This is a genomic window from Pseudomonas sp. FP1742 (genome assembly GCF_030687145.1).
Taxonomy (GTDB): Bacteria; Pseudomonadota; Gammaproteobacteria; order Pseudomonadales; family Pseudomonadaceae; genus Aquipseudomonas; species Aquipseudomonas frederiksbergensis_D.
The window spans coordinates 484,072-507,788 of sequence record NZ_CP117460.1; the positions used below are offsets into that span (position 1 = coordinate 484,072).

General features: G+C 61.3%; 24 protein-coding genes and 1 pseudogene. 4 read left to right on the top strand and 21 right to left on the bottom strand.

The genetic code is table 11. The annotated features are described in order from the left end of the window. The first annotated feature begins 33 nt into the window (after positions 1-33). Together PSH64_RS02155 and hemE are read left to right on the top strand one after the other, a co-directional pair. A complete protein-coding gene (locus PSH64_RS02155) occupies positions 34-1,452 on the top strand; it encodes an FAD-dependent oxidoreductase (RefSeq protein WP_105340576.1) in 1,419 nt (472 codons plus the stop codon). A 251-nt stretch (positions 1,453-1,703) separates the two neighbouring features. Continuing rightward, on the top strand, positions 1,704-2,771 hold the full coding sequence (gene hemE, locus PSH64_RS02160; protein WP_018928609.1) for a uroporphyrinogen decarboxylase: 1,068 nt from the start codon (positions 1,704-1,706) through the stop codon (positions 2,769-2,771). A 156-nt stretch (positions 2,772-2,927) separates the two neighbouring features. Here the strand turns inward: hemE and PSH64_RS02165 are convergent, their stop codons facing one another. After that, a complete protein-coding gene (locus PSH64_RS02165; RefSeq protein WP_105340574.1) occupies positions 2,928-4,202 on the bottom strand; it encodes an MFS transporter in 1,275 nt (424 codons plus the stop codon). Between the two features lie 118 nt (positions 4,203-4,320). On the opposite strand from PSH64_RS02165, the gene PSH64_RS02170 reads away from it, so the two are divergent. After that, a complete protein-coding gene (locus PSH64_RS02170) occupies positions 4,321-5,223 on the top strand; it encodes a LysR family transcriptional regulator (protein WP_305479794.1) in 903 nt (300 codons plus the stop codon). A gap of 45 nt (positions 5,224-5,268) precedes the next feature. Here the strand turns inward: PSH64_RS02170 and PSH64_RS02175 are convergent, their stop codons facing one another. Beyond that, the gene (locus tag PSH64_RS02175; RefSeq protein WP_305479795.1) at positions 5,269-5,523 is read right to left on the bottom strand and encodes a hypothetical protein; all 255 of its coding nucleotides are present in this window, start codon (positions 5,521-5,523) and stop codon (positions 5,269-5,271) included. 162 nt (positions 5,524-5,685) lie between these two features. Between PSH64_RS02175 and PSH64_RS02180 the strand changes: the two are divergent. Further along, positions 5,686-5,829: pseudogene (locus tag PSH64_RS02180) on the top strand (VUT family protein); the annotation flags it as partial. A 34-nt stretch (positions 5,830-5,863) separates the two neighbouring features. Here the strand turns inward: PSH64_RS02180 and queC are convergent. The 19 genes from queC to PSH64_RS02275 form a co-directional block, all read right to left on the bottom strand. Then, positions 5,864-6,562 carry a 7-cyano-7-deazaguanine synthase QueC gene (queC, locus tag PSH64_RS02185; protein ID WP_305479796.1) on the bottom strand — a complete coding sequence of 233 codons (699 nt, stop codon included), beginning with the start codon at positions 6,560-6,562 and terminating at the stop codon, positions 5,864-5,866. Between the two features lie 338 nt (positions 6,563-6,900). Continuing rightward, positions 6,901-7,344, bottom strand: coding sequence for an excinuclease (locus tag PSH64_RS02190; RefSeq protein ID WP_305479797.1), 444 nt, complete (start codon positions 7,342-7,344; stop codon positions 6,901-6,903). Positions 7,345-7,372: 28 nt separating this feature from the next. Continuing rightward, the gene (locus PSH64_RS02195; RefSeq protein WP_305479798.1) at positions 7,373-8,599 is read right to left on the bottom strand and encodes a beta-ketoacyl-ACP synthase; all 1,227 of its coding nucleotides are present in this window, start codon (positions 8,597-8,599) and stop codon (positions 7,373-7,375) included. Next, positions 8,599-9,327, bottom strand: coding sequence for a 3-oxoacyl-ACP reductase FabG (gene fabG / locus PSH64_RS02200; RefSeq protein ID WP_305479799.1), 729 nt, complete (start codon positions 9,325-9,327; stop codon positions 8,599-8,601). Before fabG ends, PSH64_RS02195 begins: the two co-directional genes overlap by 1 nt. After that, positions 9,327-9,782: a hotdog family protein gene (locus tag PSH64_RS02205; protein WP_105340571.1), complete on the bottom strand. Its 456-nt coding sequence runs from the start codon at positions 9,780-9,782 to the stop codon at positions 9,327-9,329. Before PSH64_RS02205 ends, fabG begins: the two co-directional genes overlap by 1 nt. Further along, a complete protein-coding gene (locus PSH64_RS02210) occupies positions 9,779-10,975 on the bottom strand; it encodes a beta-ketoacyl-[acyl-carrier-protein] synthase family protein (protein WP_305479800.1) in 1,197 nt (398 codons plus the stop codon). The genes PSH64_RS02205 and PSH64_RS02210 overlap by 4 nt, the downstream gene beginning before the upstream one ends. Continuing rightward, positions 10,972-11,454, bottom strand: coding sequence for a DUF3261 domain-containing protein (locus tag PSH64_RS02215; RefSeq protein WP_105340569.1), 483 nt, complete (start codon positions 11,452-11,454; stop codon positions 10,972-10,974). Before PSH64_RS02215 ends, PSH64_RS02210 begins: the two co-directional genes overlap by 4 nt. Further along, on the bottom strand, positions 11,454-12,179 hold the full coding sequence (locus PSH64_RS02220) for a class I SAM-dependent methyltransferase (RefSeq protein WP_305479801.1): 726 nt from the start codon (positions 12,177-12,179) through the stop codon (positions 11,454-11,456). The genes PSH64_RS02215 and PSH64_RS02220 overlap by 1 nt, the downstream gene beginning before the upstream one ends. Continuing rightward, on the bottom strand, positions 12,176-13,423 hold the full coding sequence (locus tag PSH64_RS02225; protein WP_105340567.1) for an NAD(P)/FAD-dependent oxidoreductase: 1,248 nt from the start codon (positions 13,421-13,423) through the stop codon (positions 12,176-12,178). Before PSH64_RS02225 ends, PSH64_RS02220 begins: the two co-directional genes overlap by 4 nt. Then, entirely contained in the window at positions 13,410-14,567 is a 1,158-nt protein-coding gene (locus PSH64_RS02230; RefSeq protein ID WP_305479802.1) for a sodium:proton antiporter, read from the bottom strand. The genes PSH64_RS02225 and PSH64_RS02230 overlap by 14 nt, the downstream gene beginning before the upstream one ends. Further along, positions 14,567-16,906, bottom strand: a complete 2,340-nt coding sequence (locus tag PSH64_RS02235) for an MMPL family transporter (RefSeq protein WP_305479803.1) — start codon at positions 16,904-16,906, stop codon at positions 14,567-14,569. Before PSH64_RS02235 ends, PSH64_RS02230 begins: the two co-directional genes overlap by 1 nt. Then, the gene (locus PSH64_RS02240; protein WP_105340564.1) at positions 16,890-17,456 is read right to left on the bottom strand and encodes an outer membrane lipoprotein carrier protein LolA; all 567 of its coding nucleotides are present in this window, start codon (positions 17,454-17,456) and stop codon (positions 16,890-16,892) included. Before PSH64_RS02240 ends, PSH64_RS02235 begins: the two co-directional genes overlap by 17 nt. A gap of 167 nt (positions 17,457-17,623) precedes the next feature. Continuing rightward, positions 17,624-18,049, bottom strand: a complete 426-nt coding sequence (locus tag PSH64_RS02245; protein ID WP_105340563.1) for a thioesterase family protein — start codon at positions 18,047-18,049, stop codon at positions 17,624-17,626. Next, positions 18,042-19,586 (bottom strand): histidine ammonia-lyase, encoded by a 1,545-nt coding sequence (gene hutH / locus PSH64_RS02250; RefSeq protein WP_105340562.1) that lies wholly within the window; start codon positions 19,584-19,586, stop codon positions 18,042-18,044. Before hutH ends, PSH64_RS02245 begins: the two co-directional genes overlap by 8 nt. Beyond that, positions 19,567-20,514 carry a glycosyl transferase gene (locus PSH64_RS02255; protein ID WP_305479805.1) on the bottom strand — a complete coding sequence of 316 codons (948 nt, stop codon included), beginning with the start codon at positions 20,512-20,514 and terminating at the stop codon, positions 19,567-19,569. The genes hutH and PSH64_RS02255 overlap by 20 nt, the downstream gene beginning before the upstream one ends. Next, a complete protein-coding gene (locus tag PSH64_RS02260) occupies positions 20,511-21,245 on the bottom strand; it encodes a glycosyltransferase family 2 protein (protein ID WP_305479806.1) in 735 nt (244 codons plus the stop codon). Before PSH64_RS02260 ends, PSH64_RS02255 begins: the two co-directional genes overlap by 4 nt. Then, positions 21,238-22,920: an acyl-CoA synthetase family protein gene (locus PSH64_RS02265; protein ID WP_105340559.1), complete on the bottom strand. Its 1,683-nt coding sequence runs from the start codon at positions 22,918-22,920 to the stop codon at positions 21,238-21,240. The genes PSH64_RS02260 and PSH64_RS02265 overlap by 8 nt, the downstream gene beginning before the upstream one ends. Continuing rightward, a complete protein-coding gene (locus tag PSH64_RS02270; protein WP_105340558.1) occupies positions 22,917-23,462 on the bottom strand; it encodes a hypothetical protein in 546 nt (181 codons plus the stop codon). Before PSH64_RS02270 ends, PSH64_RS02265 begins: the two co-directional genes overlap by 4 nt. Then, on the bottom strand, positions 23,459-23,713 hold the full coding sequence (locus PSH64_RS02275; RefSeq protein WP_105340557.1) for an acyl carrier protein: 255 nt from the start codon (positions 23,711-23,713) through the stop codon (positions 23,459-23,461). The genes PSH64_RS02270 and PSH64_RS02275 overlap by 4 nt, the downstream gene beginning before the upstream one ends. Positions 23,714-23,717 lie beyond the last annotated feature (4 nt).

A 23,717-nucleotide genomic window follows, 5' to 3' on the forward strand; every position in this document is an offset into this window, starting at 1 on the left:
TATGCGCCTGAAGAGTTTGATGAGGTTTTAACAATGGCTGAACGTCTGAATAACGACTTCCAGTTCATCGATGTCGGGCGCAAGGATCCGAAGAAGAAACTGTTGCGTCAACGCAAGAAAGAGTTCGTGGAAATCTACGAACCGTTCAAACCCCAGCAGTCGGCCGACCAGGCCCACCGCTGCCTGGGCTGCGGTAACCCGTATTGCGAATGGAAGTGCCCGGTGCACAACTTCATTCCCAACTGGCTCAAATTGGTGGCCGAGGGCAACATCCTCCAGGCCGCCGAACTGTCGCACCAGACCAACACCCTGCCGGAAGTCTGCGGCCGGGTGTGCCCGCAGGATCGTCTGTGCGAGGGTGCCTGCACCCTCAACGACGGCTTCGGCGCGGTGACCATCGGCTCGGTGGAGAAGTACATCACCGACACCGCGTTCGCCATGGGCTGGCGCCCGGACATGTCCAAGGTCAAGCCGACCGGCAAACGTGTTGCGGTGATCGGCGCCGGCCCTGCGGGCCTGGGCTGTGCCGACGTGCTGGTACGCGGCGGCGTGACCCCGGTGGTGTTCGACAAGAACCCGGAAATCGGCGGTCTGCTGACCTTCGGCATTCCCGAGTTCAAGCTGGAAAAGACCGTGTTGAGCAATCGCCGCGAAGTCTTCACCGGCATGGGTATCGAGTTCCGCCTGAACACCGAAGTGGGCAAGGATGTGACCATCGAGCAACTGCTCGAAGAATACGATGCCGTGTTCATGGGCATGGGCACCTACACCTACATGAAGGGCGGCTTTGCCGGTGAAGACCTGCCGGGCGTCTATGACGCGCTGGACTTCCTGATCGCCAACGTCAACCGCAACCTGGGCTTTGAAAAGTCGCCGGAAGATTTCGTCGACATGAAAGGCAAGAAAGTGGTGGTGCTGGGCGGCGGCGACACGGCGATGGACTGCAACCGTACCTCGATTCGTCAGGGCGCCAAGTCGGTGACCTGTGCCTATCGTCGTGACGAAGCGAACATGCCCGGCTCGCGCAAAGAGGTGAAGAACGCCAAGGAAGAAGGCGTGAAGTTCCTCTACAACCGCCAGCCGATCGCGATCGTCGGTGAAGACCGTGTCGAAGGCGTGAAGGTGGTCGAGACCCGTCTCGGCGAACCGGATGCCCGTGGCCGTCGCAGCCCCGAGCCGATCCCGGGTTCCGAAGAGATCATCCCGGCCGACGCCGTGGTCATCGCGTTCGGTTTCCGCCCAAGCCCGGCGTCGTGGTTCGAACAGTTCAGCATCCAGACCGACAGCCAGGGCCGCGTTGTGGCACCGGAACAAGGTCAGTACAAGCACCAGACCAGCAACCCGAAAATCTTCGCCGGTGGCGACATGGTGCGCGGTTCCGACCTGGTGGTGACAGCGATCTTCGAAGGCCGCAATGCCGCCGAAGGGATCCTGGACTACCTGGGCGTCTGATCACTTTCCAGAAGTGGAATGCGATCAAATGTGGGAGCGGGCTTGCTCGCGAAGGCGGTTTGTCAGTCAACATCTTTGTTGTATGTGACGACCCCTTCGCGAGCAAGCCCGCTCCCACATTGGTTTCAGGGTGTTGCAAATACTGGGTTCCACCGCGACAAATTGACCCGATAGACAAAAGGAACGGCTCTTGCCGTGCCTTTTGCGTCGCGCTCTGAGAAAATGCCCGCACTTTTTTTCCGGATGCCGACATGACTGCCCTGAAGAACGACCGTTTCCTTCGCGCCCTGCTCAAGCAACCCGTAGACGTCACCCCCGTGTGGATGATGCGTCAGGCCGGTCGCTACCTGCCGGAATACCGCGCCAGCCGTGCCAAGGCCGGTGACTTCATGAGCCTGTGCATGAACCCGGCGTTCGCTTGCGAAGTCACCATGCAGCCGCTCGACCGCTATCCACAACTGGACGCGGCGATCCTGTTCTCCGACATCCTGACCATCCCCGATGCCATGGGCCAGGGCCTGTACTTCGAGACCGGTGAAGGTCCGCGCTTCAAGAAGGTCGTCAGCACCCTGGCCGACATCGAAGCCTTGCCGATTCCTGATCCACAGAAAGACCTCGGCTACGTCATGGACGCGGTCAGCACCATCCGCCGCGAACTGAACGGCCGCGTGCCGCTGATCGGTTTCTCCGGCAGCCCATGGACCCTGGCCACCTATATGGTCGAAGGCGGCTCGTCGAAAGACTTCCGCAAGACCAAGGCCATGCTCTACGACAACCCGCAAGCCATGCACCTGCTGCTGGACAAGCTCGCGCAGTCGGTCACCTCGTACCTCAACGGCCAGATCCTGGCCGGCGCGCAAGCGGTGCAGATCTTCGACACCTGGGGCGGTAATCTCTCGGCGGCGGCGTACCAGGAGTTCTCCCTGGCCTACATGCGCAAAATCGTCAGCGGCCTGATCCGCGAGCACGAAGGCCGCAAAGTGCCGGTCATCCTGTTTACCAAGAACGGCGGCCTGTGGCTGGAAAGCATCGCCGATGCCGGCGCTGATGCACTGGGCCTGGACTGGACCTGCGACATTGGCGAAGCCCGCCAGCGCGTCGGCAACAAAGTCGCCCTGCAAGGCAACATGGACCCGACCGTGCTTTACGCCAAGCCAGAGGCCATCCGCGCCGAAGTCGGCCGGATCCTCGCCAGCTACGGCAAGGGCAGCGGCCACGTGTTCAACCTTGGCCATGGCATTACCCCGGAAGTCGACCCGGAGCACGCCGGTGCGTTCCTGCGTGCAGTGCATGAACTGTCGGCGCAGTATCACGAGTGATCGCAACCCGATAATGAAAACGCCCGGCTTATGCCGGGCGTTTTTGTGTGAGATCTCAGGTAGTACTCGGTCAATGTGGGAGCGGGTTTGCTCGCGAAAACGGTGGGTCATTCAACATCGATGCCGACTGCCCCACCGCTCCCACAGGGTTGTGCATCAGGCTTTCAAATTCTCCAACGGCGGCAACTTCGCCAGCTTCAATGCCACCAACAGCGCAATCATCAGCAATCCGCTGATGAACAGCCCGATCCCGTTCCAGCCACCCAGATGCCAGGCCATGCCGCCGGCCGTACCCGCGATACTCGACCCGGCGTAATAACTGAACAGGTACAGCGACGATGCCTGGCCCTTGGCCTTGACCGCCCGGCGGCCGATCCAGCTACTGGCCACCGAGTGCGCGCCGAAGAAACCGAAGGTGAAGATCAGCATGCCGATGATCACCACCGGCAGCGGCGTAAACATCGTTAACGCAAGGCCTGCGAGCATCAGCACGATCGTCGCCCAAAGCACTTTGCGCCGGCCCAGTTTGTCAGCCAGCGAGCCGATTTTTGCCGAGCTGTAGATGCCTGACAGGTAGACCACCGACAGGAGTCCGACGAACGCCTGATCCATGTGATAAGGCTCGGCCAGCAAGCGATAGCCGATGTAGTTGAACAGCGTGACAAATGCACCCATCAGCACGAAAGCTTCAAGGAACAACAGCGGCAGGCCGGCGTCGTGAAAATGCATGGTGAAGCCATCCAGCAAGCTGCGCGGATGCAGCGAACGAGCGCGGAAGTTGCGCGACTCGGGAAGGATTTTCCAGAACACCGCGGCGGCAATCAGCGCCAGTCCACCGATGACCAGCATTGCCGTGTGCCAGCTGACAAAGTCGATCAATACCCCGAGGATCAGTCGTCCGCACATGCCGCCGATGGCGTTGCCACCGATGTACAAGCCCATCGCCAGGCCGATGTGCTGCGGGTGGATCTCTTCGCTCAGGTAAGTCATCGCGACCGCCGCCAGACCGCTCAACGACAGCCCCACCAGCGCCCGCATCACCAGCACGCCTTGCCAGCCCGGCATCATCGCGCTGGCGATGGTGCACAGTGCGGCGGCAAAAAGCGCGGCGACCATCACCGGTTTGCGTCCGATGCGATCAGAGATGGGGCCGGTGATCAGCAAGCCGATGGCCAGCATGCCGGTGGCGACCGACAGGATCAGGCTGCTCTGGGCCGCATTGATGGAAAACTCGCGGGACAGCAGCGGCATCATCGGCTGCACGCAGTAGAGCAGGGCAAAGGTCGCGAAGCCGCCGCAGAACAGCGCCAGCACCGTGCGCATGAACATCGGCGTGCCTTTCTCGATGTAGATCTCGCTTCGTTCAGCGACGACATCATTGAGCGCGGCGGGTGGAGTTTCATGGGCGAGCGGGGCGAGAGCAGTTTTCACTTCGGACCTCGGAGGGTGCAGCCGATCAGGCAATGAAAAAATCATATAGCTGGCTAATGTTTCTATCCAATATATTGTTCGACCTGTTTGATAGGTTTAACGACCTAATGGAGTTTCCATGGAATTGCGTCACCTGCGCTACTTCATCGCCGTCGCCGAAGAACTGCATTTCGGCCGCGCTGCCCAGGTGCTGGGCATCTCGCAACCGCCGCTGAGCCAGCAGATTCAGGCGCTGGAACAGGAAGTGGGGGCGCGTCTGTTCGAGCGGACCAATCGTCGGGTCGAACTCAGCGAGGCCGGTCGGCTGTTTCTGGAAGAGGCGCGGCTGGCGCTGGCGCAGGTCGACAAAGCGGCGGATGTGGCTCGGCGGGCACAACTCGGTGAATTGGGTGAACTGAAGATCGGCTTCACCTCGTCGGCACCGTTCAACTCGACCATTCCCCAGGCAATTTTCTCGTTTCGCCAGCGCTTCCCGGCGGTGCACCTGAACCTGCGGGAAATGAGCAGCACTCAAGTGGCTGACGCACTGGTGGATGAGTCGATCGAAGTCGGCATCATGCGACCGTTGGGCTTGCCTGATTCCCTCAGCGTGGTGGAACTGATGCGTGAGCCATTGGTGGCGGTGCTCAGTTCCAAGCATCCGCTGGTGGATGGCAGCGAAGAAGGCCTGTTCCTGTCCGCCCTGGCCCTCGAGCCGTTCGTATTTTTTCCGCGCAGCTATGGCAGCGGTCTGTACGCGCAACTGCTCAACCTGGCGCGGGACGCCGGCTTCAGCCCGCACTTTGCCCAGGAGGCTGGCGAGGCGATGACCATCATCGGGTTGGTGGCGGCGGGTTTGGGGGTATCGGTGTTGCCGGCTTCTTATCAGCGGATGCGCATTGATGGCGTGGTGTATCGGCCGTTGCTCGATCCAGAGGCGATTTCGGCGGTGTGGCTGGTGCAGCGCAAGGATCAGAAGTCGCCGATGGCGAAGGCGTTTGTGGAGTTGTTGACGCGTAAGGTTGAGCCTTTGAAGCCGTAACTGCGGGTGACCTCACTGAGGTCACCCGTTTTTCTTTACCAAGCACTACACCGAGACCTGTACCTGCAATCGTCGACCAATGACGTCCATCAAATCGCAACCATCGCGCAATGAAGTCACCAATACCCGCGCCAACTCACTGTGAATACCCTCGCCAAACGCGAAACTTTCCAGTAGTTGGGTCGCGGTGCGAATGCGGTAGGCCGCGGTTTCGTGCAACACGTCCAGCGGTGCTTCGGTGTCGATCACCAACGATGCGATGGTGCAGTCGATGCCGGTGATAGGCATGTATCGATCCATGACAAAAAACCTCCATTTGGAAACTGAACGGTACTACTCAGCATTGGCCGTTTGACGGAGCTGCCGACCCATCGGATAGGTCCAGTTTGTCTAGCACCCGATTGACCAATAACTCCCCAAGCACGGCCAGTTGCTGGATGGCCAACGCCACATTGCGGCGCGGGCGCCATGACGAATGCGGAGTTACTTAATATTGTTTATGTCCAGATCGCCATAAAAATGTGTTTCGCTGTTTTTAACGTTTTGCCTGCGTATGGAGCAAGATCCTTATTTAAGAGGTATGTGGCTGGAACACAGGCTGCGTAACGGCAGGGGGTGAGGCTCCCCCTGCACGGCTACGCTATTTAATTTGCAGTTTTTCCTTCAGGCTTTTCATCACCGTTGATTTGTCTTCAAGATACCCATCAAAGCCTTTTGCTCGAAGATTGCACGCGTCACAGTCACCACATCCACCGCCTATTACTCCGTTGTAGCAAGTCAGTGTGTGGTGCTGTATCAATTCAAGCTTTCCATGATGATCGGCCAAGGCCCAAGTTTCAGACTTATTCAGCCACATGAGCGGTGTTTCAATTCGTAATTTATAGTCCATCCCCAATTCAACGGCTTTATTCATCGCTTTGATGAATTCATCCCTGCAATCCGGATAGCCTGAAAAGTCGGTTTCACAAACACCTGTGATTACAGATGTGGCGCCAACTTGATAGGCATAAATAGAAGCCAGCGTTAAAAAAAGAATATTTCGACCGGGTACGAAGGTGTTTGGCAGGCTCGCCCCTGAACTGGCGGTGGTTGGTACTGGAATGTTGTCGCGAGTCAGGCTGCTGATCGCTAACTCATTTAATAATGAAACGTCGAGCACCTTGTGAACTATCACGCCAAGCTTTGCCGAAAGCTGTTGCGCCACTTCAATTTCTGCGCGATGGCGCTGACCGTAATCAAACGTAATGCAGTGTATTTCATCATAAGTTTGCAATGCATGGATCAAACAGGTTGTTGAGTCTTGTCCGCCACTAAAAACAATGACTGCCTTGTTATTCATGTTGTTCTCATCCTTGGGGTAATCCCAACCTGTCGCTGGGGAACATGGACCCTACCGGGAAGCTGAAACGCTGGCTGTGGGACGTTTCCGAAATGACATACTCCGCTTTCCCTTTGTTTCATTTGTTTACTTAGAACGTAGATGTGGCGAGGCCCGTTGTCGCCACCCGTTGTCTCCCGTTCAGTTTCAAGCAATACTGCCGGCGTTCCCGAAAGGGGCTTGTGAGACTCTGAGGATCCTGGACAACCAGCCATCGCAGAGCCAGGCAGGTACCGGGCGATGACAAGCCGACCTGTTTGTGAAAGGGCGCCGAAAGGCGCCCTTTGTCGTTTTTGGTTTTACTGAACCTTCGCCAAATCCCCCTTCAACGCAACCCCGGCCATGATCGCTCCTGCGTGGCATTCATAGGTCTTGGCATCCTTGCGCTCATTGCTCTTGTAGAAGCTGACGATGTTGGTCACGGCGTTGGCGCCGGCGTTTTTCGCCGCTTGGTGCAAGCTGATGATTGCCGATTGCACGACCCATTCGCAGGCTACTTCGTCCGACTTGTTGAAGGCGTTGGTTTTCTTGTTGGTCACGGCACCCGCGCTGAGTACGGTGACGTTGCCGGCCGGTGTATTACCCGCTAGGTAGAACTTCACGCTGCCATCGATTTTGCCGGTGCGGGTGGCCTCGGCAACGGCTTTGTCAAACGGCAGGTACAGCGCCGTGTCTCGCGCCTGGCTGATGCCCGGCAAGGCGCACATCAGCAGAGTGGCGGCAGCGAGTTTCTTGAAGTGCATGGTGGTCTCCTTGACCCTGGTATTTCGTTTACGACCAGCGGCGGAAAATCAACGAGGTGTTGACCCCACCAAAAGCGAAGTTGTTGTTCATCACATACTGGTTGCTCATCTGCCGGAATTCGCCGCGCAGGTAATCGAGCTTGCCGCACTGCGGATCGACCTCATCGAGGTTGAAGGTGTGCACGTACAGGTCGCGGTTCATCATTTCGATGCTGAACCAGGATTCCAGCGCGCCGCAGGCTCCCAGGGTGTGGCCGAGGAAACTCTTCTGCGAGCTGATCGGCATGTGTTCGCCGAACAAACTGTTGGTCGCCAGTGTTTCGGCAATGTCGCCCTGTTCTGTCGCCGTGCCGTGACCGTTTACATAGCCGATGGCGCTCGGTTCGAGCCCGGCGTCTTCCAGGGCCAGTTCCATCGCACGGCGCATGGTGATCAGCTCGGGGCGGGTGGCATGCTGGCCGTCGGCGTTGCTGCCGAAACCGACGATCTCGGCGTGGATGCGGGCGCCACGCGCCAGGGCGTGTTCGAGTTCTTCGAGTACCAGCATGCCGCCGCCTTCACCGATCACCAGGCCATCGCGGTTGGTGTCGTAAGGGCGCGGGCTGGTTTGTGGGGCGTCGTTTTTCAGGCTGGTGGCGTAAAGCGCATCGAACACCATGGCTTCGGTCGGGCACAGCTCTTCGGCACCGCCGGCGAGCATCAGCGGCAGACGGCCGAACTTGATCGACTCGTAGGCGTAACCGATGCCCTGGCTGCCACTGGTGCAGGCACTGGAGGTCGGGATCAGTCGGCCAGTGAGGCCGAAGAAGATGCTGATATTCGCCGCTGTCGTGTGCGGCATCATCCGCACGTAAGAGTTGGCGTTCAGGCCTTCGGCCACCGAGTTGAGCAACATTTTGCCGAACGCCTTGATCTCGTCGGTGCTGCCGGTGGACGAGCCGCAGGACACGCCCATGCGCCCGTCCTTGATCGACTCGTCACCCAGCAGCCCGGCGTCCTCCAGGGCTTTTTCCGCCGCGCCGACGGCCAGCCGCGATACCCGGCCCATGCTGCGCAGTTGCTTGCGCGTCCAGTGGCCGGGCACCTGGAAGTCGTCGATCGGCCCGGCCAGGCGGGTGTTGAGTTCGGTAAAACGATCCCACTCGTCCATGCGGCGGATGCCGCTGCGGTTGGCGGCGAAGTTGCCGGCGATGGTATCCCAGTCGCTGCCCAGTGAGGTGATGCCGGCCATGCCGGTGACGACGACGCGCTTCATCAGCACAGGCCTCCATTGACGGCCAGAACCTGCCGGGTGATGTACGAGGCTTCCGCCGACATCAGGAAATTCACTGCACCAGCCACCTCTTCCGGGGTACCCATGCGTTGTGCGGGGATCATCTTCATCAGTTCTTCCACCGGCACGTTTTCATCGAGCATCGCCGTGTCGATCAGGCCGGGTGCGACACAGTTAACCGTGATTTTGCGCTTGCCCAGTTCAATCGCCAACGCCTTGGCCGCACCGATCAGGCCGGCCTTGGAGGCGCTGTAATTGACCTGCCCGCGATTGCCGATCAACCCGGATACCGAGGTGATGCAGACAATCCGCCCGGCGGCGCGACGACGGATCATCGGCATCATTACCGGGTGCAGCACGTTGTAGAAGCCGTCGAGGTTGGTGCGCATCACCACGTCCCAATCGTCCTCGCTCAGGGCCGGAAAAGCACCGTCGCGGGTCAGGCCGGCGTTGAGGACCACGCCGTAATAAGCGCCATGGGCTTCCACGTCGGCTTCAAGGATGGCTTTGCAGCCGGCGCGGTTGCTGACATCGAATTGCAGGATGCGCGCGTTACGCCCGAGGGCTTCGACTTCGACTTTGACGGCTTCGGCGTCGGCCAGACCAGTGCGGCAGTGCAGCACGATGTCATGCCCGGCCCGGGCCAGACGCAATGCGATAGCTCGGCCGATACCACGGCTGGAACCGGTGACCAGTACGGATTCAGTCATCACTCGACTCCTTGGGATTCATGTAGATATTGAGCGGCCTGAGGCGGGCGGAACACGTTCAGCCGGGCGGTGGCGTGGATGCCGGGGGCGGTGATGTGGCATTCGAACACGCCCATGCCGTTGTCATCTTCCAGCGAGCGTATCCCGTGGATGATCAGTTCGGTGCCGGCGGGAAAGTGTTCCACGTTGCATTCGAACTTACGGGTGCCCAGCAGGAACCCGAGCTCCACCGCATTGCCTTTCTGGCGCGCGTGGCAACCGGCATAAGCGGCGACGCTCTGGGCCATCAGCTCGATGCCGACCCAGGCCGGCAGGCTGCCATCGGGGCGACTGAACAGGCCGGGTTTGACGGTGAGTCGGGTGTGAATCTGCTCATCGTCGAACGACAGGATCTGATCGATAAGGATCATGTCGCCGGCATGGGGCAGCAGTTCGGCGAGCGGCCAGGTCATCATGGGGCGTCTCCGATAATCAGGCTGACGTTATTGCCACCAAAGGCGAAGGAATTGCTCATCAGGTAGCGGGGTGCAATGGACGTCAGGTGGTCGGCCGGGGTCACCCAATGCAACGCCGGCAACTCGGGGTCGGGCTGCTCGTCCCAGACATGGGGCGGCAGGGCATGTTCGTGGTTATCCGCGCTCAGGCTCAACCAGCAGAACGCCGCTTCCAGGGCACCAGCGGCGCCGAGGGTATGGCCGGTCATCGGTTTGGTCGACGAACAGGGCACGCCTTGCGGAAACAGCGCCGTCACGGCCTGGCTTTCCATGGCGTCGTTGTGTTGGGTGGCGGTGCCGTGCAGGTTCAGATAGCTGATCTGTTGGGGTTGCAGGCCCGCGCGGCTCAAGGCTTTGTGCATGGCTTGCCGGGCGCCACGGCCGGTGGGTTCCGGCGCGGAAATATGGTGCGCATCGGAGCTGGCGCCACTGCCGAGCAGGGCAATCGGCTGGCCGTTGCCGGCGGTTTTGCTCATCAGGAACAGCACCGCCGCTTCGCCGATATTGATGCCGTTGCGGTTCGCCGAGAACGGGTTGCAGCGCTGCTCGGACACCGCTTCCAGGGCTGAGAAGCCATTGAGGGTCAGCTTGCACAAACTGTCGACACCGCCGCACAACACGGCGTCGCACATGCCCAGGTCGAGCAGTCGTTGGGCACTCATCAGCGCCCGGGCGCTGGAGGTGCAGGCGGTGGAAATCACATAGGCCGGGCCGCTCAATTGCAGCCAGTCGGCGAGAAACGTCGCCGGTGCACCGAGCTCCTGCTGCTGATAGTCATAATCGGCAGGGAAGTGATGCTCACGGATGTAATGGGCCAGACCGCGGCTGGCCTCGTCGATGCCCGAGGTGCTGGTGCCCAGAATGACGCCGATACGGTCGCGGCCGTACGTCTGGATCGCCTGCTCGATGTCTTGGCGAATTTGCAGCGCGGCCTCCAGCAGCAACTGATTGTTGCGACTGCTTTGATGCGCCAGTTCAGCCGGAATCGGCGCCAGCTCGCCGCGCACCGCCGCCACTGGCAACGAGCGTTCCATCACCCAGCCGGCCTCGCTGCGCATGCCCGAACAATCGCCGGCAAACAGGTTGCGGGCGACTTCCTGCTTGTCGCGACCGAGGGCGCAGATCACCCCGAGGGCGTTCAGGTAAGCGGTCATGGCGTGTTCTCGCCTAACGGGGTGATGCGATAGTGCGGGCCTTGGGACACGTTCAATTCAAAGCTCAGTGGTTGTGAATAGCGGATGTTCCAGCGCGGTGACAATGACCGTTGCCCGTCATGCTGCCGGGCGGCGGGATAGTTGCCGTGCAACTCGCCTTCGGGGGTCAATGCAAACAACAGGGCGGCGAACAGCTCCCGGGCTTCCGGATTGGGTGGCAGCAACCCGTCGGCTTGCCATTGGCCATCGATCAGTTTCTGTCGTGCCACGGGAATCCCCAACGGGTCCATCATCGACCAGCGAATGCCCGGGCCTTCACGCTGAATCACCAGCAGCCAGTCCTGACGCTGCTCGGCCATCTGCCGTTCGATGTGCAATTGCAGCGGCAACGCCAGGTTCGGGGTTCGCTCGGGCAGCGGCGTCTGGCTGGCGCAGGCGCTCAGCAGCAGGACACAACCCAGAAGCAGGAAACGGATCATCAGACACTCTCTTCAAGGGGCTTGCGCGCCACCACATTGACCAGGGTTTCTTCCCGTTGGCCAAAGGGTTTTGGCTGGCGCAGGCCGAAGCGTTCGAGCAGGCCGAAATCCTTGGCGCGACTCCACCACAAGTAAGGGTAAGACACGTTCTGCGGGCCAAATTCAAAACCCTGCCGACGAATCATCTCCAGGTACCCGGCGGCGCTCTTTTGCACGTGCATCGGGTGGCGGAACAGCCAGCGAATCACCCACGTATCAATGTAAGCCTCGGTGGACTCGGCGAACAGCAAATAGCCGCCCGGCTTGAGCACCCGATAGAACTCGGCCAGGGCCTGATCCTGTTCGACCAGGTGATGGAAGGTCTGGTGACAGAACAGCAGATCGACGCTGGCGTCCGGCACGTTGATGCTGGCGCAGTCACTGCCGATCAGCTCGACATCCATGCCCTGACGGGCCGCTTCTTCGCCGCTCAGGTTCAGGCTGTGAGGGTCGGCATCCAGCCCGATCAGGCGTTTGGGCGCGAAGGTCTGGCGCAGGTACTGGAACGACTTGCCCTGGCCGCACCCGGCATCCAGCAAGACCGGATTGCTGGGCAACGGTGTGCTGAACAGGCTGCGCAAGTCGTTGATCGCCACTCGCAATACGTGGTGCTGCCAGGTGTGGCTGCGCAGGAACCAGAAGCCGAAACGGGTTTCTTCGACGTAGTTGTCGCTCAAATAACTCATGTCGCTTCCCTTGCGCACAGATCCGAGATCATCCGCAGTCGACGTTTGGCTTCGCTGACGAACGGGTTGCGTTCATCCCAGGCGTAACCGGCGAGGATCGAGCTGATCATGCGGCGGATATCCGCTGTACCGCCCTGATAGAAAATCACATCCTGAAAAGTCCCGGCGTACCAGCCTTCGACGTAGCAACGGAAGGTGTCGACGCCGCGCTTGAGCGGTTCGGCGAACTCGGTTTGCCAGTCGACGCTTTCACCTTGCAGTTGGCGATGCAGCACGCCGGCGGCCATGCTCGCCGAACGCATGGCGATGGTCACGCCGGAGGAGAACACCGGGTCGAGAAATTCCGCGGCATTGCCCAACAAGGCGAAGCCAGGGCCATGCAGTGTTTTGACGTTGGCCGAATAACCGCCGATGGTCCGTGCGGGGGTATCCCACACGGCGTTGTTCAGCACCCCGGCCAGGCTTGGAGTTTCAGCGATAAAGCCGCGCAGGCATTCGTCGAGATTTTCGGTGCGGCCTTCGAAGTGTTCGGCAGCGGCCACCACGCCCACCGAGCAACGACCGTTACTGAACGGAATGGTCCAGAACCAGATGTCGCGCTGGGTCGGATGGGTGGTGATGAGGATTTTTTCCCGCTCGAAAGCCGGGCTGTCGATGCGGTCTTCAATATGGGTGAACACGGCCTGGCGCACAGGAAAGTTCGACGGTGCTTCAAGGTCCAGCAAGCGCGGCAGCACGCGACCGTAGCCGCTGGCATCGAGCACGAAATCGGCCTCGACGCGGTATTGGCTGCCGTCTTCGCGAAGCACATCGAGTTGTGGTTTTGGCAGGTTGAAATCGACGCTGACAATGGCCTCGCCGTAGCGGACATCGACACCTTGCAGCTCAGCCTGATCGGCCAGCAGCTTGTCGAAGTCGGCGCGCAGGACCTGGAACGTCGTCGGCTTGCCGTTGCTGAACGTCTCGCCGAAATCGAAGGCGCTGTACTGATCGCCCCAGGCGAATGCCGCACCGTTCTTCACCTGGAAACCGGCCGCATTGACCGCCTCCAGCATGCCGGCTTCTTCGACGAAATCCAGGCAGTGGGACAGCAGGCTTTCACCGATGGAAAACCGTGGGAAATGCTGGCGTTCGATCATCAGCACATCATGACCTTTACGCTTGAGCAGCGCGGCGGCGATAGCACCCGAGGGGCCGGCACCGATCACCACCACCTGACGATGTTCCATTTCAACTGTTGGCACGGGAGCTCCTTGCCGGGGCGGCGATGTTCAAAGGGATTCGGTGCATGCCGGCGAGTGCCGGCAGCAGGGTTGCGATCAGGCCCATCAACATCAGCGCGAAATACAGCGCCGGGCTGATGAGGTGTTGCTGCAGCAGCAGGTTGAGAAAGACGATCTCGCTCAAGCCGCGGATATTCAGTAAAAGGCTTTCCCGCCAACGGCTGGCCCCTTCAAACGAGACACCGGCCCAACCCAGGCCCAGCCAGTTGCCCAACAGTTTGCTGGCAATCGGCAACAGCAAAAGCGCGACCAGCTGCATACCGCCGAGGCTGTCGAGGGCGCTGTGCACGTTGATCTGCACGATACCGAACGTGAGGATCAGCGGGATGGCGATCCAGGTCTGCAAATGACTCATCCACGCCGTCGGCAACGGCAGCACCAATGGCATCTTGAGCGCGGCCATGCACAGCAGATAACCGATGCCGAAAATCAGTGCATTGAGCTTGAAATGTTCGGCGACCACCAGCAGTGCAAAGAAGCCGCCGCTGTACAGCAACGGTTGGCGCAAGCCGAGCAGTCGCAGCAACAACGGCAGGCAGGCGCCGGCCAGCGGCAGCAACAGGCTGCTCAGGTGCAGGCTGCCTTGGGCGAACGCGAACAGGGTCCAACAGGTCAGGTCGATCAGGATCGCGGTCTGTACCAGCCGCCGGGTGGCGGCGGGTGGGTAGTTGATGTGGCGCAGGTACAGGTACAACACCGGAATCGCGGTGATGGCGAACAGCAGGCCGACCGCCAGCGAGCTGATCCACGGCTGTGGCGGCAACAACCAGACGGCTATCGCCAGCCCGCAGGCAAACGGAATGCAGAAACTCGGCAGGGCGATTTTCAGGCTCTGGCGATCCAGTCGCAGGTCGATCACGTCGCTGAGGATGTGCCCCAGCAACAAGGCAAAACTCAGGCTGTAGAGGTTCTTCAGCCAATCCGGCGAGATCAGGTCGGCACCGCTCAGGTGCCAGCCTGGTTCGATCCAGAAGTACATCAGCAGCGGCAGGGCGAAGGTTGCCAGCAATAACTGGCTGACGATCGGAATCAGACCGAAACGTCGGCCGACACGGGTGGCCACGGCGAACAACATCAGCGCCATCAGCCAAAACGCCGCGACCATCACGCTGCAGGCTCCGCAACCGGGGCGGCGTGGATTTGGCGCCCGGCCCACGGCGCGAGGATGAAGCTGTACGCCAGGCCGAGGCTCACCGACAGGCCGAAGTTGCTCACCGCCGGCGTGCTGGACACCGCCAGCAGGCCAAACGACAACCATGTGGTTGCGGCTGCCAGCATGGTGCCCAACAGGCTCGCCGCGGCGCCGCCGATCTGTTCGCGCATGAGGATCGCGTAGTCGACGCTGATGGCCGTCACCAGCAGCAGGCCGAACAGGCTGAACAGTGTCAGCGGCTGACCGAGCCAGCCGAGGCTTGCCAGGCTGCACAGGGCCGCCAGCAGTGGCAGGGAGACGATTCGCAACGCGCCGCCAAGACCGAATGGCAGGATCAGCACCAGCACGATCAACACACAGGAGGCGAGTTTCAATTCAGCGGCGCTGATTTGGGTCGCGGCGAATACCTTGTTCAGGTCGCCGAGGCGGTCCACCAGTTGCACTCCCGGCAAGCCCAGTGCCTGGACCTGCAACAGCGCGGGGTTGTTCAAGCCTTGCAGGCTCACCATCGCGGCCACGCCGTCATCGGTAGGCCCCAGCCACAGGGTGCGATAGGGCTCGGCCAATGGCCCGGCCAGCGCTGTGTCGATGTCTTCGACGGGCAGTGCCTGCAACTGCGCCAACTCGGCTTTCAAGGCGTCAACAGGCACGCCCAGGTCGAGCAACGGTTGCCAGAACTGCGGCAGCTTGTTCAGTGCTTCACGCACTTTGCGCTGTTCGCTCGGTTGGCTGACCAGTTGGTTGAGCGACAGGTAGCCCTGGAGTTTCTCCAGGTTGACCAACTGATCCAGACGCTCGTTCAGGGCCGTCTGGCGTTCGAGCAATTGCTGCTGATTGGCCGCGCGCACCAGGAAGAACTGGCTGGTGGGTTGATAGCCAGTGATGCGTGCGATGGCCTGGGCTTCGTCGGTCAGCTGCTGTGGTGTGCCAACCCATTGGCGAATGTCGTTTTTGGTTTGCAGCTGCAACAACCCGCCGACACAGAAAGCGATCAGCAGCGCCAGCAGCACTGGCGTGCGAACGTATTTGAGCAACGTTTCACGCAGATTCAGCAAAAACCCGGCGATGCGCATTGGCCATTGCGCCGGACGCAACTGCGCGCCCTTGAGCAGCGCCGGCAGCAGGCACACCGCCGACAGATAGGCGCCCAGCAGGCCGGCGGCGGAGAACACGGCGATTTGAGTCAGGGCCGGGAACGGTGTCCAGGCCAGGGCCAGGTAGCCGATGCAACTGGTGATCAGGCTCAGCGTCAGCCCCGGCAGGGTCAGGCGCAACGCCGGCCAACTGTGCCAGGGTTTCAGACTCCAGCTTTTCGACAGGTAATGCAGTGGGTAATCCACCGCCACGCCGATCAGGCTTGAGCCCAGCACCAGCGTCATCACATGCATCTGACCAAACAGCGCCACGCAGGCCACCGCGCCGAACAGCATGCCCACCAACACCGGGACGAACGCCAGCATCACCCGCCAACGCCGGAAGGCCAGCAACAGCAGCAACAGAATCCCCACGGTGGCGCCGCCGCCGACCCAGGTGATCTCGCGCGCGGCTTGCCGTTGACCGCTGGCGGCATACAGCAGGCCGCTGGCGGCGAGCAGTTGCACATCCGCCTGGGCGGCTTCTTCGCGACTGCGCTGAAGCAGGTCGGCCACTTGCAGCGGCAGGTTCATGTCGAACGCGTTGCCGGCGGTTCGCGCCCGCAGCATCACCCAACTCTTGCCATCGGCATCGGCGACCAGTGCGCCGCTGCCGATGTCCAGTTGCACGGAGCCACGCTGTGGCTGGCTGTTCTGGATGCGCCCGGTCAAACCGAGCCAGTCATCCTGGCTCGACACCAGGCTGAACCCGGTGAACGGGTCGAACAGCGCTTGCACCCGTTGCTGGATAAAGGCGTCGGGATGCTCGATGAGTTGCTGGCGGTCGGCGGCGGACAGCATCGCCAGTCGGCCTTGCAGCAATTGCGTACGCAGTGCCGGCAAGTCGGCTTGCAGGTTCCATTTGACCTTTTCGAACACGCCGCTGGCCTGCCACTGTTCACCGAGTTTTTGCGCCATGGCGATGGCTTGCTGGCGATCCTTATGGCCGACCAGCACCAGCATTTCCCGGTTCAGCGGTTCTTGCATGCGTTGTTCGGCGCGCAGCTCCAGGGCATCTGGCGCGGTGCCTGGCACCAGTTCCATCAGGTTGGCCGACAGCGGAGTGCCGTCGCGCCACTGCCAACCGGCGAGTGCGAGCACCGCCAACAGCAGTATCAGAAACAGCCGTGGCAGCATCCGTTCACTCGGCAAAGTCATGTTGCTCCGCATCACTCAAAGGTTGGGCGCTGGTGCTGTCCTGCATGCGCAACAGGGTTCGGTCACCCTGGGTTTCAAGCAGCTCGATGCTGTGCACCAGTTCGCCGCCGTCAATGTTGATTTGATTGAACACCTGCTTGAGCAGCATCGAGCGCGGAGTCAGGGTCAGCTTCCAGTTCTGTGCGTCGCCGCTCAGCGACAGCTCGAAATCCCGTTGCAGGCCACTGCTGTCGCCTTGCAGCACGGCGAGGAACAACCGGTTCTGTTCGGCGCCGGCGCTCTTGTTCGGCAGCATTTGCCAACCGCTGGCATCCCGCCGGGCAATGCCCTTGTCGCTGATGCGGTAGTCCTGTTGCAGGGGTGTTTTCAGCAGCCAGAGCAGGCCGTGATTTTTCGCCAGAACGAAGGTGCCCTTGCTGGTCAACGGCTGGGGCAGGGCGCGCAGGTGTTTTTCCTGGATAAAGCTGCCGTGGATCACATCGGGTTTGGCCAGCTGATCGCTCAGTTGCTGCAGATCGAAGGCCTGGGCCAACGAAGAAAAGCCCAGCATCAATATCAAGCTCACACCAATCCCGTAGCAGCTGCCGAGCCTGCGAGGCTGCGTCCGGCGGCGAAGCCGTCGTAGAGCCTCAACTCGCGGTGCTTCAGACATATCCGGTGGCGACTGCTGCGCAGTCGAACGCAGGCTTCGCCAGCTGCTACAAAGGAATCGCAAATTCATGGCAGCACCCTTTCAACCGCGTCGGTAAACACCTTGGGCGAAGCCAACTGCATTTCGCGGCGGCTCATGTCGACGGCAACCTGTACTGAAACAGCGCGGGTCAGACGTTCGCCGGTTGCGAGATCGCTGATCAGGTAATTGATCTTCAGGCGGTTTTCCCATTCCACCAGACTGGCGCGCACATTCAGCTTCTGGCCGAACACGGCACCACGCACATAACGCAGCTGCAAGTCGATCACCGGCCAGGCGTAACCCGACGCAACCATGGCGTCGTAGTTGTGGCCGATCCTGTCCAGCAACGCACAGCGGGCGACTTCCAGGTATTTGACGTAATGGCCGTGCCAGACCACGTTCATGGTGTCGACGTCAAAGAACGGGACGAGGATTTCCGTATCGGTGTGAAGCACTCCCTTGCTACGCATGCAGCCTCCAGTGTTGCTCGGCGATGCGTTGCAGGCACAGGCGCAATTCGCCTTCCAGGGCACGGTCTTCGATCACCGGCGGGAAATCTTTGGCCAATTCTTCGTGCATCGCGGCCAGGGCCGGTGGCAGTGGGCGCGCGTCTTCAGCCTGGCCGCGCAGCCACACGCCTTGATTGGCCGCCAGTAGCGTGGCGGCGGCAACCTGTTCGGTCAGCTCCAACACGCGGATCGCATCGCGGGCGGCGATGGTGCCCATGCTGACCTTATCCTGGTTGTGGCACTCGGTGGAGCGCGAGAAAACGCTGGCCGGCATGGTGTTTTTCAGGGCTTCGGCGGTCCAGGCACTGGTGCCGATCTGCACAGCCTTGAAGCCGTGGTTGAGCATCGCGCGGTCGGCGGGGGCGCCGGACAGGTTGCTCGGCAAACCATGGTTGTAACGCTCGTCCACCAGCAGCGCGAGTTGACGGTCGAGCAAGTCGGCAACGTTGGCCACCAGGTTTTTCAGGCTGTCCATGGCGAACGCGATGTGGCCGCCATAGAAGTGCCCGCCGTGCAGCACGCGTTCGGCTTCGGCGTCGATGATCGGGTTGTCGTTGGCGCTGTTGAGTTCGATCTCGATGAACGAGCGCAGCCAGTTCAGGCTGTCGGCCAGCACACCGAGCACGTGCGGCGCGCAGCGCAGGGAGTAACGGTCCTGCAGGCGATGCAGTGGCGCGGTCGGCGCATCGATCGCCAGATCCTTGCGCAGCCATGCGGCGACTTGCATTTGCCCCGGATGGGGTTTGGCGGCGAACAGGCGCTCGTCGAAGTGTTCCGGGTTGCCCTGCAACGCGACCACGTTCAGCGCGGTGATGCGCGTGGCCAGTTGCAGCAGGTAATCGGCGCGGGCGTAAGCCAGGCAGGCGAGGCCGGTCATGACGGCGGTGCCATTCATCAGCGCCAGTGCTTCTTTGGGGCGCAATACCAGCGGCTGCCAACCCAGTTCCCTGTGCACATCGGCCGCTTGCCGGCGTTCGCCGCGGAACATCACTTCGCGCTCGCCGGACAAGGTCGCGGCGACGTAGGACAGCGGCGTCAGATCGCCGCTGGCGCCTACCGAGCCTTCTTCCGGAATCAACGGCAGGATGTCGTGTTCGAGGAACGCTTGCAGGCGTTCCAGCAGTTCCACGCGCACCCCGGACACACCTTGGCACAGCGACTGCAAACGCGCCGCCAGCACCGCGCGGGTAGCCTGGGCATCGAGCAGTTTGCCCAGGCCGCAACCGTGGAACGTGTACAGATGACGAGGCAACGCCTCGACGTGGTGCAGCGGTACCGCGACGACGCAGGAATCACCATAACCGGTGGTCACGCCATAGATCACGCCTTCCTTGTCCAGCAGGGAGTCAAGGAACTGCGGGCCCTTGGCAATGCGCTGGCGAAACGCGGAGTCGCCCTGCAACTGCGTCGGCACCTGACGGTTGGCCAGGGCCAGCACGTCTTCGATGCGCAAAGGGAGTTCGCCGAAGGTTACCGGCTCAAGCGTTGGCGTCGTCATCGGTCTTCCAGAAAGGGTAAAAGTTGAACCATTGTTGGGGCGCTTCGAGGCAATAGTGACCCAGGCGTTCGGCGTAGCGGGAGGCCCACTGATGAATGACCTGTTCGCGGTCGCTGCGTTTCCACACCACTGCCTCGGTGAACGGCTCGAGGGTCAGTCGATAGTCGCCCGTGGGTTTCTTCAGGCACAGCAACAGATTGACCGGGCATTTCAGCAGGCCGGCCAGCAGCCACGGACCCTGGGGAAAGGCTGCCTGATGGCCGAGAAAATCCACCGTCACACTGCGCCCGCCATGCAACGGCACGCGGTCGCCGGCAATTGCCAGCCATTCGCCGCGTTCCAGGCGTTCATGCAGTTGCAGCATGATCATCGGGTCGAGCTCGCTGACCTGAATCAGCCGCAGATTGGTCGCCCCGGCTTCGCCCAGCAGACGGTTGAACTGTTCGGCGTGCTTGGTGTGCACCAGCACGTTCATGGTGACTTTCTCGCCGATCTCGGCCAGTGCCCGGCAGACCTCGAGATTGCCCAGGTGTGCGCCCACCAGCATCTGCCCGCGGGTGCCGCGCAGTTTATTGCGCAGCAACGCCGGGTCGATGATTTCGATCTGCTCGATGCTCAGCTTGCCGTTCCACACGTCCAGTTTGTCGAGCATGGAATCGGCGAAGGCCATGAACTGGCCGAACACCCGCCAATGGGTCGGGCGCAACTCAGTGCGAGCGCTCCAGTCGGCGAGCCGCTGCTGGTATTGCCAGGCGCTTTGGCGGGCGCTGCGCCCGAACAGGAAAAAGTACAGCACGATGCCGTACAGCAGCGGGCTCAACAGTCGGCGGCCCAAGACTTTTGCGCAGAGTGCGGTGAACTTCATCAACCAGAAGCTGCCGCGCTCCTGGCGATCGGCCCAGTGCTGTTTGTCTGCGTTGCCGTTCATGCCCGCCACCGTCGCCAGAGGATCACCGGCGCCCGCAGTAACATGCCGAAGAACAGCCGGGTGTGCATGCTCGTGATCAGTATGTTGTCGTAGAACAGCCGGAAATGTGAAACGCCATCCAGAGGGTAATGGACCCTGGTCTTCAGCCACTGCATCGGCAGATTGCGCCAGGCCAGGCGCACCAGGATGTCGGAGTCGAAGTCCATGCGTTTGCCGATCCTGGTCGAGTCGATCAGAGCCAGGGTCGGTGGTAATGGATAGACACGGAAACCGCACATCGAGTCGCGAATCTGCAGCGACAGGGTGTTGATCCAGACCATGACGTGAGTCAGGTAGCGTGCGTACAAACGGCCTTTCGGCACGCTGGCGTCGTATTGCGGATAGCCGCAGATCACCGCCTCGGGATGGTTGCGTGAGCATTCGATGAAGACTTTGACGTCTTGCAGGTCGTGCTGGCCGTCGGCGTCCACCTGCAAGGCATGGCTGAAGCCCAGGCGCGAAGCCTCCCGCAGACCGGTCATCACCGCGCCGCCTTTGCCCTGATTGACGGTGAGCCGGATCAGGTAAACCCTGTCGCGTTGAGCGAGTTGGTCCAGCACTTTGGCACAGGCAGGACTGCTGGCATCGTCCACCAGAATGCAGGGCAGGCCATAGGCAAGCAGCGCATCGACCACGGCAGTGATGGCGGTTTCGTGGTTGTAGACCGGGATTATGGCGCAGGGGTTATGCATCGCCGGCAGCCTCCAGCAAAATCCGCCCGCTGGAGCAGGTGGCGGCTTCGTTGCGATAGGCGAAATACAATTTTCCGCGCACCGGGTCGAAGCGCAGGTGCAACTGGATTTCATCGCCGGGGCGCACCAGTTGCTGGAACTTCAGCACTTCCATGCCGGCGAATTTTGCCGGCAGGTCCATCAATTGCTGGCCCAGGCTCAGAGCCCAGTCCACCTGCACCACGCCGGGCAATACCGGCGCCCGGGGAAAGTGCCCGCTGAAATATGCCAGGTCCGGCGGGACGGCCAGTTGCAGGCTCCACTCGCCGTCGACTTCGAGTTGCTCCAGCACTTGCGGTACCTTTGGGCGGGGTGCCAGCAGCAAGGCTTCAACCTCGGCCTGAGGAAGCTTGCCTTGCGCGTTCAGCGGCAGTTGCCGCAACAGGCGCCAGCGTCGTGGCAAGGCCAGGGTTTCACAATGCTGGCTCAAATGCTGACGCAGGGCTTGAGTGAGGCTGCGTCGCCCCTGATTGCGCAGCGCATGCATACCTTGCTCGCTGAGCACCAGCAACGCCCCCAATGAGGCGCGGTTTTCCTGTACCACGCCCAGGCGCGCTTCGGCGACCCAGGCGTGCGCCATCAGCGCGTGTTCAAGCATGGGTAGCGAGATGCGTTTTTCTTCCAGTTTGACGATTCGGTCCAGCCGCCCCAGCAGCTCGAAACGGCCGTCGGCGGTGATGCGCGCGGCATCGGCGGTGTGTTCGATGTAGCCGGCCGGCAAGTACGGCGATGCGATCAGCAGGGCACCGTCACTGTCCTGGCTCAGCTCTACGCCGGCAAAGGGCTGCCAGAGATTCTGGCCCTGACGCCAGGCGATGCCACCGGTTTCCGAGCTGCCGAAGATTTCCGTCGGCCATTGTTGCAGGCGTTGGTGCAGGCTCTGCGCCGCTTCGGCGGGCAACGCGCCACCGGAGGAAAACACCCGGCGTACCGCGCTCAGCGCTGGCCAGTCGAGGTTGTCGCCCATGCGCTTGAGCAGCGCCGGGCTGGCGACCCAGGCGAAGGCCTGGTGTTCGCGGCTGGCCCGTTGCAAGTCTTCCGGGAACGCCAGTTGCTTGCGCACGAACGAACGCCCGGCGCACAACGGCCACAACACCCGAAACAGCAACCCGTAGATGTGCTGGGTGGCGACGCTGCCGATGATGCAGGATTGGCCCAGATCTGCGCCCCACAGCTGCTCCAGCGCTTCGACTTCATTGGCCAGTTGGCGCAGGGTTTTGTCGATGCGCTTGGGTTCGCCACTGGAGCCGGAGGTGCACAGGCTCAACTGACAGCGATCCAGGTCCAGCGGGTTGGCCGGCAGCGGCGGATGCCGATAATCGCTCAGGTGTGCATCATCGGCCTGATCGGTCAGCCACAAATCGACTTCGGTCGACCAGCGCTGGCGCGTCTGGGCTTGCAGGTCGGCGGGCAACAGCACGCTGACTCCGGCGCGCCAGGCGCCGAGCAGGGCAATGGCCAGGTCGGCGGCGTCTTCAAGGTGCACGGCGATGCGCTGCACACCCTGAGCTTGCAGGCCGGCAGCCAGGCTCAGGGCCTGGTCGCACAATTGCGCGTGATTCAACGCCGGTTCGGCCGTCACGGCACGCTCCGGCTGAGCCTTGAGCAACAGTTGCTCAAGTTTTATCCAATTCATGGGTGGCCTCGTACCCGTTGTCGTATGAGCCATTCAATGGCGAACATCAGGCCGATCAATCCATAGGAGATCAGGCCGGTGTACAACATCCACCAGCTCAGCGGCGCCCAAAGGGTCAGGGCGGCGGCGCACAAACCGTTGCAAAGAAAAAACACGCTCCAGGCAATTGTCACCTGGCGGGTGTAGCGAATGGCCCTGGCCGGTAACTCCGGCTCTCGCAGGCGGGCCAGGCGTTCGACCATCGGCGGGCCGTACTTCAGGCTGAGACTGAACAGCACCAGCATGAACGCGCTGATCAGCACCGGGTACCAGCGCAGCAGCACCGGGCTATCGAATACTGCCAGCAGCAGGCAGAACCCGATGGCGACCGTGGCCATCCACAGGCTGCCGGGCCGCCGCTTGCCGGTCAGGGCTCGCGCCAGCCACAGGCTGCCCAGCAGCAGACCGAACTGCCACGGGGCGAAGTGCTCCATGCCGAAATACACCGCAAAGGGGTACAGCAGGCCTGCGAGCAGCAGGCCAAGGCCGATCAGTCGGCTCATGCGGCGGGTTGAACCAGACGGTAGACCGCCTCGACCACGTCGCTGACGGTGCGCACCGACTTGAATTCTTCGGCGGCGATTTTCTTGCCGGTCTGGCGTTTGATGTGATCGATCAGGTCGACCGCATCGATGCTGTCGATTTCCAGATCCTGGTACAGGTTGGATTCCAGACTGATGCGCGTGGGGTCCAGCTCGAAGAGTTCGACCAGAGCATCGCGCAGGGTGTTGAAAATATCGTCACGAGTTTGCATGGTC

Excerpts from the sequence above, each read along its gene's own strand:
- PSH64_RS02235 (WP_305479803.1), bottom strand. The coding sequence starts at position 16,906 with ATGACTTTGCCGAGTGAACGGATGCTGCCACGGCTGTTTCTGATACTG.
- PSH64_RS02230 (WP_305479802.1), bottom strand. The coding sequence starts at position 14,567 with ATGGTCGCGGCGTTTTGGCTGATGGCGCTGATGTTGTTCGCCGTGGCC.
- PSH64_RS02260 (WP_305479806.1), bottom strand. The coding sequence starts at position 21,245 with ATGCATAACCCCTGCGCCATAATCCCGGTCTACAACCACGAAACCGCC.
- PSH64_RS02175 (WP_305479795.1), bottom strand. The coding sequence starts at position 5,523 with ATGGATCGATACATGCCTATCACCGGCATCGACTGCACCATCGCATCG.
- PSH64_RS02240 (WP_105340564.1), bottom strand. The coding sequence starts at position 17,456 with ATGCTGGGCTTTTCTTCGTTGGCCCAGGCCTTCGATCTGCAGCAACTG.
- PSH64_RS02265 (WP_105340559.1), bottom strand. The coding sequence starts at position 22,920 with ATGAATTGGATAAAACTTGAGCAACTGTTGCTCAAGGCTCAGCCGGAG.
- PSH64_RS02190 (WP_305479797.1), bottom strand. The coding sequence starts at position 7,344 with ATGCACTTCAAGAAACTCGCTGCCGCCACTCTGCTGATGTGCGCCTTG.
- PSH64_RS02255 (WP_305479805.1), bottom strand. The coding sequence starts at position 20,514 with ATGAACGGCAACGCAGACAAACAGCACTGGGCCGATCGCCAGGAGCGC.
- PSH64_RS02155 (WP_105340576.1), top strand. The coding sequence starts at position 34 with ATGGCTGAACGTCTGAATAACGACTTCCAGTTCATCGATGTCGGGCGC.
- fabG (WP_305479799.1), bottom strand. The coding sequence starts at position 9,327 with ATGACTGAATCCGTACTGGTCACCGGTTCCAGCCGTGGTATCGGCCGA.
- PSH64_RS02275 (WP_105340557.1), bottom strand. The coding sequence starts at position 23,713 with ATGCAAACTCGTGACGATATTTTCAACACCCTGCGCGATGCTCTGGTC.
- PSH64_RS02195 (WP_305479798.1), bottom strand. The coding sequence starts at position 8,599 with ATGAAGCGCGTCGTCGTCACCGGCATGGCCGGCATCACCTCACTGGGC.
- PSH64_RS02210 (WP_305479800.1), bottom strand. The coding sequence starts at position 10,975 with ATGACCGCTTACCTGAACGCCCTCGGGGTGATCTGCGCCCTCGGTCGC.
- queC (WP_305479796.1), bottom strand. The coding sequence starts at position 6,562 with ATGAATAACAAGGCAGTCATTGTTTTTAGTGGCGGACAAGACTCAACA.
- hemE (WP_018928609.1), top strand. The coding sequence starts at position 1,704 with ATGACTGCCCTGAAGAACGACCGTTTCCTTCGCGCCCTGCTCAAGCAA.
- PSH64_RS02270 (WP_105340558.1), bottom strand. The coding sequence starts at position 23,462 with ATGAGCCGACTGATCGGCCTTGGCCTGCTGCTCGCAGGCCTGCTGTAC.
- PSH64_RS02205 (WP_105340571.1), bottom strand. The coding sequence starts at position 9,782 with ATGATGACCTGGCCGCTCGCCGAACTGCTGCCCCATGCCGGCGACATG.
- PSH64_RS02220 (WP_305479801.1), bottom strand. The coding sequence starts at position 12,179 with ATGAGTTATTTGAGCGACAACTACGTCGAAGAAACCCGTTTCGGCTTC.
- PSH64_RS02245 (WP_105340563.1), bottom strand. The coding sequence starts at position 18,049 with ATGCGTAGCAAGGGAGTGCTTCACACCGATACGGAAATCCTCGTCCCG.
- PSH64_RS02215 (WP_105340569.1), bottom strand. The coding sequence starts at position 11,454 with ATGATCCGTTTCCTGCTTCTGGGTTGTGTCCTGCTGCTGAGCGCCTGC.
- hutH (WP_105340562.1), bottom strand. The coding sequence starts at position 19,586 with ATGACGACGCCAACGCTTGAGCCGGTAACCTTCGGCGAACTCCCTTTG.
- PSH64_RS02170 (WP_305479794.1), top strand. The coding sequence starts at position 4,321 with ATGGAATTGCGTCACCTGCGCTACTTCATCGCCGTCGCCGAAGAACTG.